Annotated in this window: 14 protein-coding genes; 5 read left to right on the top strand and 9 right to left on the bottom strand. The window is 63.7% G+C overall.

All coding sequences use genetic code 11. The features are described 5' to 3' along the window. Positions 1-17: 17 nt before the first annotated feature. The gene (locus AC1Q6C_RS23370; RefSeq protein ID WP_047269642.1) at positions 18-659 is read left to right on the top strand and encodes a hypothetical protein; all 642 of its coding nucleotides are present in this window, start codon (positions 18-20) and stop codon (positions 657-659) included. Positions 660-747: 88 nt separating this feature from the next. Here the strand turns inward: AC1Q6C_RS23370 and AC1Q6C_RS23375 are convergent, their stop codons facing one another. The 7 genes from AC1Q6C_RS23375 to AC1Q6C_RS23405 form a co-directional block, all read right to left on the bottom strand. Beyond that, on the bottom strand, positions 748-1440 hold the full coding sequence (locus AC1Q6C_RS23375; protein WP_039973380.1) for an LpqN/LpqT family lipoprotein: 693 nt from the start codon (positions 1438-1440) through the stop codon (positions 748-750). 77 nt (positions 1441-1517) lie between these two features. Continuing rightward, positions 1518-2390, bottom strand: coding sequence for a 5-oxoprolinase subunit C family protein (locus tag AC1Q6C_RS23380; RefSeq protein ID WP_007733989.1), 873 nt, complete (start codon positions 2388-2390; stop codon positions 1518-1520). A 57-nt stretch (positions 2391-2447) separates the two neighbouring features. Further along, entirely contained in the window at positions 2448-3065 is a 618-nt protein-coding gene (gene pxpB, locus AC1Q6C_RS23385) for a 5-oxoprolinase subunit PxpB (protein ID WP_007733990.1), read from the bottom strand. Beyond that, positions 3062-3823 (bottom strand): LamB/YcsF family protein, encoded by a 762-nt coding sequence (locus AC1Q6C_RS23390; protein ID WP_007733991.1) that lies wholly within the window; start codon positions 3821-3823, stop codon positions 3062-3064. Before AC1Q6C_RS23390 ends, pxpB begins: the two co-directional genes overlap by 4 nt. A 34-nt stretch (positions 3824-3857) precedes the next feature. Continuing rightward, a complete protein-coding gene (locus tag AC1Q6C_RS23395) occupies positions 3858-4739 on the bottom strand; it encodes a metal ABC transporter permease (RefSeq protein WP_003945811.1) in 882 nt (293 codons plus the stop codon). Then, positions 4736-5614: a metal ABC transporter ATP-binding protein gene (locus AC1Q6C_RS23400; RefSeq protein ID WP_047269722.1), complete on the bottom strand. Its 879-nt coding sequence runs from the start codon at positions 5612-5614 to the stop codon at positions 4736-4738. Before AC1Q6C_RS23400 ends, AC1Q6C_RS23395 begins: the two co-directional genes overlap by 4 nt. 84 nt (positions 5615-5698) lie before the next feature. Continuing rightward, the gene (locus AC1Q6C_RS23405) at positions 5699-6649 is read right to left on the bottom strand and encodes a metal ABC transporter solute-binding protein, Zn/Mn family (protein WP_007733993.1); all 951 of its coding nucleotides are present in this window, start codon (positions 6647-6649) and stop codon (positions 5699-5701) included. Between the two features lie 139 nt (positions 6650-6788). On the opposite strand from AC1Q6C_RS23405, the gene AC1Q6C_RS23410 reads away from it, so the two are divergent. Then, positions 6789-7877 (top strand): LacI family DNA-binding transcriptional regulator, encoded by a 1089-nt coding sequence (locus AC1Q6C_RS23410; protein ID WP_007733995.1) that lies wholly within the window; start codon positions 6789-6791, stop codon positions 7875-7877. 3 nt (positions 7878-7880) lie between these two features. On the opposite strand, the gene otsB is transcribed toward AC1Q6C_RS23410, so the two are convergent. Both otsB and kstR read right to left on the bottom strand, forming a co-directional pair. Beyond that, positions 7881-10421 (bottom strand): trehalose-phosphatase, encoded by a 2541-nt coding sequence (gene otsB / locus AC1Q6C_RS23415; RefSeq protein ID WP_007733998.1) that lies wholly within the window; start codon positions 10419-10421, stop codon positions 7881-7883. 87 nt (positions 10422-10508) lie between these two features. Continuing rightward, positions 10509-11147, bottom strand: a complete 639-nt coding sequence (gene kstR, locus AC1Q6C_RS23420; protein ID WP_003945752.1) for a cholesterol catabolism transcriptional regulator KstR — start codon at positions 11145-11147, stop codon at positions 10509-10511. Positions 11148-11241: 94 nt separating this feature from the next. Between kstR and AC1Q6C_RS23425 the strand changes: the two genes are divergently transcribed. From AC1Q6C_RS23425 to AC1Q6C_RS23435, 3 genes are all read left to right on the top strand, one after another. Next, a complete protein-coding gene (locus tag AC1Q6C_RS23425; RefSeq protein WP_007734000.1) occupies positions 11242-13404 on the top strand; it encodes an acyl-CoA dehydrogenase family protein in 2163 nt (720 codons plus the stop codon). An 83-nt stretch (positions 13405-13487) separates the two neighbouring features. Next, on the top strand, positions 13488-14528 hold the full coding sequence (locus AC1Q6C_RS23430; protein ID WP_003945711.1) for an acyl-CoA dehydrogenase family protein: 1041 nt from the start codon (positions 13488-13490) through the stop codon (positions 14526-14528). Then, positions 14513-15664 carry an acyl-CoA dehydrogenase family protein gene (locus tag AC1Q6C_RS23435; RefSeq protein ID WP_007734012.1) on the top strand — a complete coding sequence of 384 codons (1152 nt, stop codon included), beginning with the start codon at positions 14513-14515 and terminating at the stop codon, positions 15662-15664. Before AC1Q6C_RS23430 ends, AC1Q6C_RS23435 begins: the two co-directional genes overlap by 16 nt. Positions 15665-15666: the final 2 nt, after the last annotated feature.

The following is a 15666-nucleotide window of genomic DNA, read 5'->3' on the forward strand; positions in this document are numbered from 1 at the left end:
TTGGAGCTGGTTTGGGGGTGATTGCTCTTGCTGTGGGCGCAAGCGCGCTGGGTGCGGGAGTCGCGACTGCCGAGACAGCAACTTCCGGTGCCTACACATTTACTCGCACCGTGGACAATGCGTCGCCGAAGATCGGTGACACGATCACCTACACGACAGTGTCGAAGAAGAGCGGAATCGACGGGTATATCAGCAGGTTCACCGAGACGCATGCCGCATGCTTGACCTTTGTCCCGGGCTCGGCGAAGGTCACGAAGTTTCACGTTGGCGGGACGATGACCGAAACCACTGAAACGCCGGAACTGACAGCCACGACGCTCGAGGTGACCAGTGCCGGCTGGATCAACAACGGCAGCAAACCGGTGACCATGAAGACCAGCTACACGGTTACTGCTTCGTGTGCGCCGGGAACCGTGTACGGAAGTGGATTGGCGGTAGGTGCCACGGTGATGGGCAACGGATTCCAGTCGAGTGCGAATTTCGCCAACTTGGGCCCGTCCATCACTGTCCGCGCCGCGGATGTGGTCGATCCGGTTGACCCGGTCGATCCCGTTGATCCGGTTGATCCCACTGGCCCCGGAACCGGTGGCGGAATCGGATCGCTCGGCTCGTTGAGTGGTGGCCTCGGTTCCCTCAGCGGCCTGTTCGGTTCGAGCTAGGCGAGAGTTGTGAAACGGCGGGCCGAGACTGTCGTAGTCTCGGCCCGCCGCGGTTGTTCGGAGATCGGGTATTCAAACCATCAGGTGCTCAGCCGAATTCGATCGAGGTGTTGATTTCTTCCACCTGGTTGGAGGTCTGCATGTTCGTCGTGTCGGTGAACTGGTTTGCAAAGCTGACCAGGTAGACCGGCGAGTTGTCGTCGGCTTGGTAAGCGACGACCGTCATGACGGCGTAGAGCGGAACGTCCAGGTTTGGGGCGGTCCAGGTTCCGGAGAGGCGGAAACCCTGCTGTCCGTCGACGTCGATCTCGGTGTACTTCACCTCGGTCCACCCGTCGAGAGTGGCGATCGTTTCACGCGCAGCGGCAAGAACCTCGTCTTTTGTTGCGGTGCCCTGGTTTTCGACCGTCACCGTGGTGTTCGGCATGAAACCGCTGGGTTCCTGGCTGTTGCTGGACAACGCGTCCGTAACGCCGGCAGGGATGTTCTCGCCGTGAGTCCAGCTCGGCGGGAGGCTGACGCTGATGCTCGGCGCTTCGGGGTCGTCGCCGGTTTCGATCGTCGTCCGCTCACCGATGAACGGTGTTCCGTCCCGCAAAGTCGGCGTCGCGGCAGCGGCAGACGGCGAGGATGCAGAACTTTCGGAAGCAGTGGTCTCACTGGTGTTGGTATCACTGGAGACGGCGTCGCCGCTTTCCGAACTGCTGCATCCGGACAAGACGAGTGCAGCAGTGATCAGTGACGCTATTCCGAGAGCAAGTGTGCTGCTCTTAGGGCTCATAGTGTGACAGTCCTTCAGGTTTTGGCGACGGCCGAGCGCCGCCGGCAGCATTGCTGGCGCGGCTGAGACTATCAGCGCTACGACGGCCGAGTAGTGGCCTTGAAGGTAATGGTGCTGCCGGGCCGCAGCTGTGCCAGCGACGCAATCCCGGCGTCGGAAACGACGGCGATGACCGGGTATCCGCCGGTCACGGGATGGTCGGCGAGGAACACGACGGGCTGGCCGCCTGGCGGCACCTGGATGGATCCCGTCACGACGCCTTCGCTCGGCAATTCCCCGGTGCGTGAACGATGCAAAGGCCCTTGGCCCTGTAGCCGGACCCCGACTCGGTTGGTGTGTTCGGTGACTTTCCACGTGGTGTGAAGGAGCGCGTGAACGGATGCGGCGGTGAACCAGGAATTTCGGGGGCCGAGCGTGATCTCGATCGGAACCGCGCCGAGTGCAGGTGCCGGCGGTGGAATCAACTCTTCGGTGGGCCACGTCCCTTCCTCGGCCCCGAGGAGGACTAGATCGCCGGCGGCGAGCGGCGGCGGCCCGAGTCCGGAGAGCGTGTCGGTGGATCTGCTTCCGAGTACCTGCGGGACGTCGACGCCACCGCGTGCAGAGATATACGTTCTCAACCCGGTTGTGCTGTAACCCAATTCGAGAATGCTGCCACTACCCAGATGGATGCTCGCGTAGTCAGGTGCCGGCCGTCCGTCGACGGCCAGCGGCACCCGCGCGCCTGTCGCTGCCACCGTCATCGAACCGACGGCCCGCATAGCGAAACCCCCAGCGGTGACTTCGATGGTTGCTGCTCGAAAAGTGTTGCCTACGAGTCTGTTGGCGCTGTCATGCGAGATCATGTCGACGGCGCCGGATCTTCCGACCCCGAGGGCGCCGTAGCCTCTCCGCCCGCGGTCCTGAACTGTGGCGAGCGGGCCGGTACGCACAACCTCGAGCCAGGCCATGAATCCATTGTCCCGCAACAGCGCGGTGAAGACACCAAAATCATGCTTGCACCAAAATCATGCACGGACAAAGGTGACTGTGGTGCCGGGTAGAAGCAGCGCCGGCGGGCGGCGCTCGGCATCCCACACCGACAGTTCCGTCGTTCCGATCAACTGCCAGCCGCCCGGGGAGCTACGCGGGTAGACGCCCGAGAACGGTCCGGCCAACCCGACTGCACCGGCCGGGACCTGCCTGCGCGGGTCCGATCGACGTGGAACTTCGAGCTTTCTCTCGTTGCTGGTCAGATACGCGAAGCCGGGGGCGAAACCGATGAACGCGACGGTCCACGACGCAGCCGTGTGAGCGTCGATCACACCGTCGACCCCGAGGCCGGTCAGCTTGCCCACCTCTACGAGATCGGGGCCGTCGTAGCGGACCGGAATCTCGACGGCAGGCCGCCCACTCTCGTCAGCTGTGAGTTCGATCGGTACGGCCCCACGTACCCATTTCTCCACCAGTTGGTGCGCGGTGATCGTGTTGTCGTACTCGATCAAGATGGTTCGCGCCGCGGGAATCAGGTCGATCACTCCGGGGATCCGACTGGCGTCGAGAGCCCTGAAGTTGCCCAGCACACTCGGCAGTTCGTCGTACTCGACGAGGACTGCGGATTCACCGGCGGGCAGGATCGCGATCATGTGAACGGCGTGATCTCGACGTCGGAAGATTCGAGGAGAGCGCGGATTGCCACGGCCATGTCGACGGCTGCCGGACTGTCACCGTGCACGCACACCGATGCGGCAGCGACTTTCAACGTGCTCCCGTCGACTGCGTCCAACTCGCCGTCGACGACCATTCGCCGAACCCGCTCTGCAACAAGTGTCGGGTCCTGCAGAACGGCGCCCGACTCGGTGCGGGGGACCAGGGTGCCTTCCGCCGTGTACGCACGATCGGCAAAAGCCTCGGCGACCGCGTCGAGACCGGCCTCGCGCGCCTCTTCCAGAAACACCGAACCAGGTAGTCCGAGAACAGGTAGCGAACTGTCATAGGCAACGACGGCGGCGACCACGGCCCGCGCCTGCCGTCGGTGATGGACTATTGCGTTGTAGAGCGCGCCGTGGGGTTTGACGTACGTGACCCGCGATCCGGCGACACGAGCCAAACCGTCGAGTGCCCCTATTTGATAAATGACGTCGGCGGTGAGGTCCTTCGGGGACACGTCGATGAAGCGTCTGCCGAAACCGGCGAGGTCTCGGTACCCCACCTGCGCGCCGATCCGGACGCCGCGGGCGGCGGCGGATTCGCAAGTCGCCAACAGCGTTGTCGGGTCGCCGGCATGGAATCCGCAGGCGATGTTCGCGCTGGTGACAAGTTCGAGCATGGCGTCGTCGTCGCCCAGGGTCCAGGCTCCGAAGCCCTCGCCGAGGTCGCTGTTCAGATCAACGCTGTAGCCCATACCTCGATTCTAGGTAGGTATGGGCTCTCGGTGTTCAGGCGTGCGCCGGAATCCGTCCGGCATTCTTGCGACGTGCGGATCCGAAGAGTCGGCATATCAGGTAGATCACGAACGAGACCGAGGTGACGAAACTCGAGACGGGAACGCCGGGGGCCAGCGAGAGAAGGATGCCGCCGACGGCTGCCAGTTCGGCGAACACGACGGAGAGGATCGTGGCCTTGAGTGGGCTTGCCGTGACGTACGCGGCGGCCGCTGCGGGGGTGATCAGCAGCGACATCACCAGCAGAGCACCGACGATCTGTACGCCGAGTGCTGCGGTGATGCCGACCAACACTGCGAACACGATCGACAGTGCCCGGACCGGAACACCGCGAGCTGCAGCAACTTCGGGGTCGGTGCTTGCGAACAGCAAAGGGCGGTAGATGAATCCGAGTGTGCCGATCACGATGACCGCGCACAGCAGCAGAAGTTCGAGACCACTGTTTCCCGGCGCCACGATCTGTCCGACCAACAACGAGAAGCTGGTTCCCGTGCGACCGTCGTACGCCCAGAGGAACAACACCGACAGGCCGAGGCCGAAAGCCATGATCACGCCGATCACCGAATCTCGGTCGCGCGCTTTGGCTCCGAGCAGTCCGAACAGCACTGCCGCGACCACGGATCCGACGATGGCACCGAAGCCGACGCCCACACCGACGAGAAGTGCGGCGGATGCGCCCGTCAGTGACAGCTCACTCGTTCCGTGCACCGAGAACGACATCTGACGGCTCACGATCAGCGGCCCGATGATGCCGGCCAACAATCCGAGGATGGCACCGGCAATCAACGCCTGTTGGACGAAGTCGTACTGCAGTAGGTCGACGGTGGCGGACACGTCGAACATCCGCGACATCGCGTCGGTGAACTTGTTACTCACTGGTGGTGATCCTCATCAGAATGGTGAACGCCTTCTCCCGGGCGTAGTCCGCCTGCGCTGCCGAGCGCGTCGATGGCGTCTCCGGTGCCGATCACGACGAGGCGGCCACGAACCTGCAACACTTCGACGTCGGTGTTGTACAGATCCGAGAGAACCTCGGACGTCATCACTTCGGCCGGCGTCCCGATCCGGAATTTACCGTCCACCAGATAGAGCACTCGATCCACCAACGGCAGGATCGGATTGATCTCGTGCGTCACGAACAGCACCGCGGTGTCATGGCTGCGCCGACGCTTGTCGATCAGCGTCGAGACCAGGTGCTGGTTGGCGAGGTCGAGGCTGAGCAGCGGCTCGTCGCACAACAGGATCCGCGGGTCGCCGACCAAAGCCTGTGCGATCCGCAGTCGCTGCTGCTCACCGCCGGACATGGAACCGATGGGAGCGTCGGCGAACGACTGGGCGCTGACCTGTGCGATGGCGTCGTCGACGATCTTGCGGCGACGACCCCGACGCAGTAGGCCCGTACCCCACTGGTGACCGTCGACGCCGAGGCCGACCAGGTCGCGGCCGCGGAGCGGGAGGCCGTCGTCGATCGATTTCTGCTGCGGGATGTACCCGACGTGTGAGTTCCCGGCCCGTGCCGGCGTGCCGACGATCTGTGCACTACCGCCGCTGAGTTGTAGTTGGCCCAGCAGAATCTTCAGGAGCGAGGTCTTGCCCGACCCGTTCGGCCCGAGTACGGCGATGAACTCACCTGGCTGTACCTCGAGATCGAGCCCGTCCCACAATGTGCGGGCGCCGAAGGACAATCGAGCGTCCTTCAGCGTCACAGCGGGCACGGAGGCCGCTGAAGGCGCGGTGTTACCAGAAGGCACGGTGTTACCAGGGGGCACAGGAGTATTCGCGGAAGTTTCTGTCACAAGCCGATCGGTTCTTCTCGGAAATGGTGGGGCAAATAATTACTGGGCAGAGAGGGCGTTTGCGAGCGACTCCGCGGTCTGCGTCTGCCACTGAATGTAGTCCAGGCCCTCGGGGAGAGTCTCCGTAACCTCGACGACGGGCACTCCGGCGGTTTCGGCGGTGGTGCGCATATCCTGGGTCACTTTGTCCTGTGTCTGGATGTTGTAGACCAATGCGCGGGCCTGCTTCTCCGAGAGGAGCTGGCGCGTTGCGGCGATTGCGGCCGGTGACGGATCGTTGCCGTCTTCGATGGCGTTGGTGAACTCTTCGGGAGTTGCGTCCTTCAGTTCAGCTGCGACCAGGAGGTAGTGCGCGATCGGCTCGGTCTGCGCCACCGGTGCGCCTGCGTGAGCAGCGGCGATGGAATCGGTGATCGCTGTGACGCCGGCGAGCTTCTGGCTGTATGCCTTCGCGTTGTCCTCGTAGGTCGCCGCGTTGTCCGGATCGAGAGCGCTCAGCTGATCGGCCACCGAATGTGCGACGGCGTCGACGGTCGGGATGTCGAACCAGACGTGTTCGTTGACTGCGCCGTGGGTGTGACCGTCATGCGATTCGCCCGCGGTTTCGCCGGCGTGGATGCCGCCGTCGAGCAGGTTGTAGGCGTTGACCGTCTTCTGCTCACCCTTGCCCGCGTCGAGGACGTCGGTGATGAACTGGTCGTAGCCGCCGCCGTTGTAGACGACGAGCGATGCGTCGGTGATCTTGGCGGCATCGGCGGGAGTCGCTTCGAACGAGTGCGGGTCCGCGGACGGCTCGTTGATGATCGACGTCACGGTCAGCTTGTCGCCGGCGACGGCCTGCGCGACGTCGCCCCACACGTTCGTCGATGCGACGACGGTGATGCCGTCGTCCTTCGAGGAGGTTGAGCTGCACGCGGTGAGCGCGAATGCTGCGGCGACCGAGACGGCCGCGAGGGCGGTGGCGGTGCGGAATTTCGACGACGAACGCACGTGCTTTTCTCCTGAACAAAGGCTGGGCTAAATGCTATTGGAAACCGTTACCGTTACACATTAGCGCATAGTCGCTGGTAGTTCACCTTCGGTTCAGCCCCAACGCGCCGTCTGCGGGCACTACGGCTAACGTCCGTTTATGCCCCGGTCCCGTCAGCCACGCCGTCAAGCCACTTTGGCGTCGCTTGCCGCCGAGCTCAATGTGTCGAGAACTACAGTCTCGAACGCGTACAACCGACCCGATCAGCTCTCCGTCGAGCTGCGGGATCGAGTGCTCCAAGCGGCCAAGCGACGCGGATACCCCGGACCTGATCCGGTCGCCCGCTCCTTGCGAACTCGCAAAGCCGGTGCCGTCGGTCTTCTGCTCACCGAAGCACTCAGTTATTCGTTCCGTGACCCGGCCGCCATGAGCTTCCTTGCCGGTCTCTCGGAATCGTGTGAGGACGCCGGCCAGGGCTTGCTGCTCATCCCGGCCGGGCCCGGCCGCGACGAGGTGGATGCTGCAGCCGTGGTCCAGCAGGCGGGCGTCGACGGCTTTGTCGTCTACTCCGTGGCCGACGACGATCCGTATCTCGCTGCCGTGCTCGAGCGTCACATTCCGATCGTCGTCTGCGACCAGCCGCGCGAGATTCCCGGTGCATCCCTCGTGGGCATCGACGACCGCGCTGCCATGCGCAAGGTCGCCGATTACCTCATCGGGCTCGGCCACCGCGACATCGGCGTGCTCTGCATGAGGCTGGGGCGCGACCGGATGGACGGCGTGGTCAGCCAGGAACGACTCAAGTCCCCGCACTTCCACGTCCAGCGTGAGCGGATCGAAGGAGTGCGCGACGCGATGGTGGCGTCCGACATGGACCCACTCTCACTCACCGTGATCGAGCGGTACGTCCACACATCGCAGTCCGGGCACTCGGCGGCGGCGGAAGCTCTCGCGACCAACCCCGAGATCACCGCACTGGTCTGCACCACCGACGTGCTGGCTCTCGGCGCCTTGGACTGGGCGCGCTGGCAGGGCATAGATGTACCTGGCCAACTGTCGATCACCGGATTCGACGGCGTCGACGAGGCGCTGCGCGAATCACTGACAACGGTGCGCCAGCCCCAGGAAGAGAAGGGCCGGCGTGCCGGTGCGCTCCTGATGTCGCCGTCCGGATCCGGCGTTCCGATAGTCGAGATGCTCGACACCGAACTACTGGCCGGGCGAACATCAGGTCGGATCAAGGGGTAGCGCTCACGCCAGGAGTTGGGCGCAGCGCAACAAGCCCAGATGGCTGTACGCCTGGGGGTGGTTGCCCAGTGAGCGTTCCGCGATGGGGTCGTACTCCTCCGCGAGCAGTCCGGTGGGACCCGCTGCCGCGACCAACTGGTCGAACAGTGCCTCTGCTTGCAGGCGTTGCCCGATCAGTAGGTATGCCTCGACGAGCCAGGCGGCACAGAGATGGAATCCACCTTCGATGCCGGGCAGGCCGTCGTCGTGATGGTAGCGGTATACCGTTGAGCCGCTGCGTAGTTCGGCCTCGGTGGCTACGACGGTCGCTGCAAAGCGCGGATCCGTCGGATCGATCAGCCCCGACAGCCCGATGTGCAGAGTCGCCGCGTCGAGATCGGTACCGTCGTAGGCTGCGGTGTACGACTGGACGTCGTCCTTCCAGCCCTTGTGTCGTACTTCGTCGGCGATCTGGTCACGCAGTTCCACCCACTCGGGCAGGGCCTCGCGAGAAAAGCGGGTCGCAAGATCGACGGCGCGGTCGACGGTGACCCAGCCCATAACCTTGGAATAGACGTGGTGGCGCGGGTTGTCGCGAATTTCCCAGATGCCGTGATCGGGTTCGAACCAGCGCCGCTGCACTGCTTCGACCATGGCGCACACCAGTTCCCAGTCGCGGTCGCTCAAAGGATCGGGATCACCGGCCTTTTCGCGTGCATTCGCCAGTTCGACGATGAGCTCGACGATCGGGCCGAACACGTCCAGTTGAACCTGCTGATTCGCGGCGTTTCCGACGCGGACCGGCCGGGAGCCGGCGTATCCGGGGAGTGAATCGATGACGGCCTCTGGCGGTAGCGAAGTCCCGTGGAGCGTGTAGAGGGGGTGCAGGCGCTCGGGTCCCGGCAGTGTTTCGAGCACGCGGTGGACCCAGTCCAGGTAGTTCTCGGCCTCGTCGGTGGATCCGACGCTCACGAGAGCTGTTGCGGTGAGGGCGGCGTCGCGCAACCAGCAATAGCGGTAGTCCCAGTTGCGGACTCCGCCGATCTCTTCCGGCAGGGACGTCGTCGCGGCAGCCATGATGGAACCGGAATCGGCGTGGACCAGCCCGCGCAAGGTCAGTGCAGAGCGTTTCATCAAGTCCGGCTTCAGCTTCGGGAGTTCGAGCGTCTTGGCCCAATCGGACCAGTAGGCCTCCGAGGTCGCTCGACGCTCCAGCTCCGGAACGTCGGAAGGGCCGATTTCTTCTGTTCCGCAGCGCAATTCGAGGACGACGTCACCCTTGGACGGCTCGACGATGGCGTGGGCGGTCTGCTGGTTTCCGTCGGTGGCGATGTTCCACAGCACACCGGGGGAGCGGAGCACGTACGGCTCGTTGGTGCCGAGGACCCGAATGCCCTCGTCGACGACCTCGAGCGTGACCTGACCCTGGCCGAACTCGGGACGGGGTGCAAACGAGACGATCGCGTCGGCCTGACCGGAAATGATGCGGGTCAGGTCGGTTCGTCCCTGTGGGACGTCGTGGGGGAGGTAGTCGGTGACGGACAGGCTCGCCCAGCGGGTCTGAACTGTCATCGTGCTGTCGATGTACTTCTGGCTCAGTGGTAAGGCTGTGCGTCGAGGCCCGACCGAGAAGTGGCCGGCCCCGGTTCCGCCGAGAAGGTGTGCGAAGACGGCCGCTGAATCCGGTTCCGGGTGACACAACCAGGTCAGCGTCGCATCCGGGGTCACCAAAGCGACGGTGCGCGGACTGGCGAGCATCGAGAGTCGCTCGATGGGCGGAGCGTCGGCGCCGGAAAGCCACGTACGACGCTCGTCGAGCAGGAACGCCAGAGCGGCAGCGACGTCCTCGGTGCTGTCGACGCGATAGTCGGCGACGGTGTCCCCGCTGCCGACCTTGATTCCGATGTCCGGCCCCTGAAGCCTGCTGAACGCCTTTTCGTCGGTCACGTCGTCGCCGATGAAGACGGCAGCGGTTGCGCCGTCCTGATGGCGAATCAAGTCGAGTGCGTGCCCCTTGTCGGTGGCGATGACAGCCAACTCGACCACCGATTTGCCCTCGGTGACCTGAACGCCTGGCCAGAGTGCCGATTCGGTGCGGACGGCGATGAGCGCCTTCTCGGCGTCGTCGGCACTGGTGTTGCGTACGTGCAGTGCAACGCTGGCGGGCTTCTTCTCCACCGTTGCCCCAGGGGTGTCGGCGGCGATTCGGCCCAACTCGGTGACGATCTCGTCGAGCAGTTTCCTGGCGTCGGCGTCGATCGCGTGAACGAATCCGATGTCGAACTCGGAGCCGTGGCTGCCGACCAATTGCACTTCGGCGGGAAGTCGGGACAGCGCAGCCAGATCCTTGAGGGCGCGGCCCGAGATCACGGCAGCCGTCGTCGACGCGAGGCTGGCGAGAGAGCGAAGCGCACGCACCGTTTCCGCCCGGGGATACGCCTTGTCCGGGTTGGCGACGATGGGTGCCATCGTCCCGTCGTAGTCGGAGGCTACGAGCAGACGCGGCGTGCGTGCCACGCCTGACAGCGCTCGGCGGAGTTCGATGGACAGATCTTGTGCGCTCACCTCTTCAAATCTAGGTGATGCAGCGACTCCTGGCTCGATACGTTTCCGGCCGATCAGTGCAAAAATGACAGATGCGACAAAGGATGTCTATTCGGGTTTCCGAGTTCCGTCACCGAGCAGCAGTTCAACCGTCAATTCCAGTCGATTGGCGACATCGGTAGCCGAAGAGCGTCGCGTGAGCCATGCCACCAAATTGGACAGCCACACATCGGAAATCACGCGCGCGATCGCCAACTGCTCTTCGGTTGGCTCCTCTTCGGTCATCGCTCGTGCGAAGAGGCGGTCCATCAACTGGCCCACCTGATCGACCTCGGCCGCTGCGGAGGCGTCGGCGAACATGAACGCGCGAGTCATCGCTTCGGTGAGGAGCGGATCGCGCTGCATCGCGCGGGTGATGAGGCTGAGGATCAGCTGCATCCGCTCGAGCGGACTGGTTCCAGGCGGGATCTTGCCCTTGGAATCGATCTTCTCGAATTCGCGTGCCAGGGCGGACACCAGTAGGTGAACCTTGGACGGGAAGTAGCGATAGAGCGTTCCGACTGCGACGTCGGCACGCTCGGCCACGGCGCGCATCTGAACAGCCTCGTAGCCCCCCTTGGACGCCAAGGCGAGTGTTGCGTCGAGAATCCGCTTGCGGCGTTCACGTTGCGCGTTGGAGCTGAGATCGTCGTCCCCGAGCGTTGCAGAAGCAACCGCGTTGGAGCGGGATCGGGATGTTGTGGTCATCGACAAATTCCTTCGCGCCTTGACTCTTGGCCAGGTGTCATATTAGAACACGTTCTAAACAATTGTGTCACTTATCGAGAGGCGGGAACCAGTTGTGACAATCGCCACGACCGATGAACAGCGGGCGGTCCAGGAATCGATAGAGGCCTGGGCTCGCTCGGCCACGCCGATGGACATGGTACGCCGTGGACCAGCAGTTTCGTGGCGGGAGAAATGGTCCGAGTTCGCGTCTCTCGGGATATTTTCGGTCGCCGTTCCCGAAGCGGTAGGCGGAGCCGGGGCCGAAATCGTCGATCTCGCAGCAATGCTCGAGCAGGCGGCAATCGAACTCGTGCCGGGTCCTGTTCTCACGACTGCACTCGCAGCTCTGGTGGTGGGGCGTAGTTCGTCGCCCGCTGCCAAGCGATGGTCCGAAACGCTCGCCGACGGTGCGCTGCCGTGTGCCGTCGTATTGGACGAAAGTCCAGTTGCGGCAACGGCGAATGCGTCCGGCGGCATCGAGCTTCATGGCGAAGGAGGTTACGCCTGGGGCGGCGATTCAGGCGTATCGGTACTCGTGTCGGCGGGCGTCGTGTCCGAAGACGAAGGCTCGCGTGTCGTCTGGGCTCTCGTCGACGGAGACAGCGAAGGCGTGACCTACGAAGCGGTCGACACGATCGACAAGTCGCGACCACTGGCGCGAGTCTCCTTCGATCGAGTGACGGTCGATGCCGACCGAATCCTCGATGACATTGCGCCAGGATCGGTTTCCGACCTAGCGGCGGTACTTGGGGCTGCCGAAGCTGCCGGAATTGCGGCGTGGAGCCTGCGTACTGCGGTGGAGTACGCGAAGATTCGCGAACAATTCGGAAAGCCCATCGGCTCGTTCCAGGCGATCAAACACATCTGCGCCGAAATGCTGTGTCGCGTAGAGAATGCCGGAGCCGTCGCCTGGGATGGTGCGGTCGCTGCCGAGTCGGGCGACGAACTTCCGATCGCCGCAGCAGTGGCCGCCGCGGTGTCGCTGGATGCCGCTGTCGACACGGCAAAGGACTGCATTCAAGTGCTCGGCGGCATCGGATTCACCTGGGAGCACGAGGCGCACTTCTACCTTCGTCGAGCACTGTCGCTCCGGCAGATTCTGGGCGGATCGTCTCATTGGCGCGCACGCGTCGCGGAATTGACGATCGGCGGCGCACGGCGTCACCTTCAGATCGACTTGAGTGAGCTCGAATCCGACCGGTCCGAAATTCGCGAAGAGGTAGCGCAATTGGTGACGCTGCCCGAATCCGAGCAGCGCAACGCGTTGGCCGAATCGGGCTACCTTGCGCCGCACTGGCCCAAGCCGTACGGCCGGGGCGCCAAGGCCGCGCAACAGATTCTGATCGAAGAGGAATTGGCGGCCGTCGGTATCGGCCGACCTGATCTGGTGATCGGCTGGTGGGCAGTGCCGACCATCCTCGAGCACGGCAGTGCGGAGCAGATCGAAAGATTTGCGACTCCGACGCTCAAGGGCGAGATCACCTGGTGCCAGCTCTTCAGCGAACCCGGCGCAGGTTCCGATCTTGCCGCACTGCGCACGACCGCGGAAAAGGTCGACGGCGGTTGGAAGCTGAACGGCCAGAAAGTCTGGACTTCGCTTGCGCGTGAAGCTGACTGGGCCATCTGCCTCGCCAGGACCGATCGCGAGGTTCCCAAGCACAAGGGCATCACGTACTTCCTTCTCGACATGAAGACGGCCGGGATTCGGATCTCGCCGCTGCGCGAGATCACCGGAGATGCCCTGTTCAACGAAGTCTTCCTCGACGACGTCTTCGTCCCGGACGAGTGCGTCGTCGGCCAGCTCGGTGGAGGCTGGAAACTGGCCCGAACGACCCTCGCCAACGAGCGAGTCGCGATGAGCGGTGGCTCTTCGCTCGGCGGTGCGATGGAGGAATTGCTCGAGCTGGCCGGCGACCCCGATCCTGTGGTGGCAGACAAGCTCGGTGGGCTGATCGGAACCGCCATGGTGGGCTCACTGCTGGAATTGCGCACGACACTGCGGCAATTGGACGGTCAGGATCCGGGTCCGGCGTCGAGCGTCCGCAAGCTGGTGGGCGTGCGCCAGCGCCAGAATGTCGCGGAGTTCGCCATGGAATTGGGTGGTACTGCCGGGTGGGTGGAGGGCCCGCTTTCGCGTGAGTTCCTCAACACGCGATGCCTGTCGATTGCCGGCGGAACCACGCAGATTCTGTTGACCGTCGCCGCGGAGAGAATTCTGGGCCTGCCCCGTGATTAGACGGCGTGAGTAGAGGCCTTTAGAAATGTCCACGTTGGTGATACAACTAGAACACGTTCTACATCAGAGACAGGATTGCCAGCGTGGACTTCACTCCCGATGAAACCCAGGAAGCGGTAGCCGAGGTGGCTACCGCGCTCCTTGCCCGCGAACTGGAGCCGGACGCGCTTTGGGCGGCATTCGCCGATGCCGACCTGCTCACGTTGGCCCTGCCCGAGCGTCTGGGCGGCGAGGGACTCTCCGTCGCCGACGTCGGTTCCCTCCTCGTCGAGGTCGGCCGGGCCGCCGCTCCAATTCCGGCTCTCGCAACCCTCGGCTTCGGTGTACTCCCCATAGTCGCACTGGGGACCGACGCTCAACAGGACGAATTGCTCACCGGAGTCGGCGCCGGACGGGTGTTCACCGCGGCGCTCGGTGAGCCGGGTCAGCAGTTCCCGGCACAGCCGTCGACCACCGCGCAGCAGTCGGGCGACTGGTATCGCGTCAGCGGGACGGTGCTTGCCGTGCCTTTCGCGGCGAGCGCACACAGAATTCTTGTGCCCACCGACGCCGGAGTCGTTCTCGTCGATCCGACCGCCGCCGGCGTCGCATTGACGCCGACTCCCAGTGCGTCCGGCAGTCCGGAGTTCGCAGTCACCATGGACGAGGCAGTCGGTGAACTTCTCGGTGCCGGCGAGGAAGCCGTCCAGACGCTGTACCGGATCGCCACGGCAAGCATCGGAGCCGTTGCAGACGGTTTGGTGTCCGGTGCCGTCGATCTCACTGCGGCGCATGTCGGCTCGCGTGAGCAATTCGGTAAGCCGCTCGCCACGTTCCAGGCAGTCTCACAACAGATAGCCGACGCGTACGTCACCTCTCGGACCCTTCACGTCGCGGCGTTGTCGGCGTCCTGGCGCGTGTCGGAGGGCCTGGACGCCCAGTCGGACCTCGACGTCATGGCGTACTGGATCGCCCAAGAAGTGCCTGCCACGATGCAGGTGCTTCACCACCTGCACGGCGGTCTGGGCGTCGACGTCACGTATCCACTTCATCGTTACTACTCGACTGCAAAAGACTTGGCACGCCTGCTCGGCGGTGCTTCGCAGCGACTCGACCTCGTGGGGGCCCGGTGTTCATCGATCTGACCGACAGTCAGCGCGCATTGCAAGCTGAACTTCGACGCTACTTCTCGACGCTGATCTCGCCCGAAGAGGCCAAGATCATGCGCGTGGAGCGGCATGGCCCTACCTATCGCGAGGTCATCCGTCGTATGGGCAAGGACGGCTGGCTCGGCGTCGGCTGGCCGGTGGAGTTCGGCGGACGTGGGTTCGGTGAAGTCGAGCAGCAGATTTTTGTCAACGAGGCTGTGCGGGCGGATGTCCCACTGCCTTCGGTGACGTTGCAGACCGTCGGCCCGACTCTGCAGAAGTACGGCAGCGAGGAGCAGAAGCAGAAATTCCTGCCCGCGATCCTCGCCGGTGAAGTGCACTTCGCGATCGGCTACACCGAACCGGAAGCCGGCACCGACCTTGCAGCACTGCGCACTTCGGCGGCACGAAATGGTGACGAGTACGTCGTCAACGGCCAGAAGATTTTCACCACCGGCGGGCATGACGCCGATTACGTGTGGCTCGCCGTGCGGACAGGGTCTGCCGATTCAAGGCACCGCGGCATCTCCATCCTGATCATGGACACCAAAGATCCCGGCTACACCTGGACCCCGATCATCACCTGCGACGGTGCGCATCATGTCAACGCCACCTACTACGAGGACGTTCGCGTTCCGGCGAACATGCTTGTGGGTGAGGAGAATCAGGGCTGGCGCTTGATCACGACGCAGCTCAACCACGAACGCGTCATGCTCGGTCCGGCAGGTCGTGTCGCAGGGATTTACGACCACGTCTTCGATTGGGCCAAGCGTGAAAACCTGCTTGATCACGTTGACGTACGGCGCGCGCTCGGCGAAATTCATGCGACGTACCGCCTCAACGAGCTGCTCAACTGGCAAGTGGCGTCGAGTGATTCGGATTCGGTGGATATCGCCGACGCTTCGGCAACCAAAGTGTTTGCGACCGAGCGTATCCAGCGGGTCGGTCGACTGGCGGAAGAGATCGTCGGGCGGTACGGAAATCCGATCGATCCCGAAACTGCTGATCTCATGGAGTGGTTGGACATGCAGATCAAGCGCAACCTGGTGATCACCTTCGGCGGTGGAGTCAACGAGGTGATGCGCGAACTGATTGCGACCGCCGGCCTGAAGCTTCCTCGCGTTCCGAGATAGGA

It is taken from the genome of Rhodococcus sp. MT28 (genome assembly GCF_058792695.1).

What these genes read in the sequence shown, in the direction of transcription:
- AC1Q6C_RS23390 (WP_007733991.1), bottom strand. Translation starts at nt 3,823, where the DNA reads ATGGGCTACAGCGTTGATCTGAACAGCGACCTCGGCGAGGGCTTCGGA.
- kstR (WP_003945752.1), bottom strand. Translation starts at nt 11,147, where the DNA reads ATGACCACAACATCCCGATCCCGCTCCAACGCGGTTGCTTCTGCAACG.
- pxpB (WP_007733990.1), bottom strand. Translation starts at nt 3,065, where the DNA reads ATGATCGCGATCCTGCCCGCCGGTGAATCCGCAGTCCTCGTCGAGTAC.
- AC1Q6C_RS23380 (WP_007733989.1), bottom strand. Translation starts at nt 2,390, where the DNA reads ATGGCCTGGCTCGAGGTTGTGCGTACCGGCCCGCTCGCCACAGTTCAG.
- AC1Q6C_RS23375 (WP_039973380.1), bottom strand. Translation starts at nt 1,440, where the DNA reads ATGAGCCCTAAGAGCAGCACACTTGCTCTCGGAATAGCGTCACTGATC.
- AC1Q6C_RS23410 (WP_007733995.1), top strand. Translation starts at nt 6,789, where the DNA reads ATGCCCCGGTCCCGTCAGCCACGCCGTCAAGCCACTTTGGCGTCGCTT.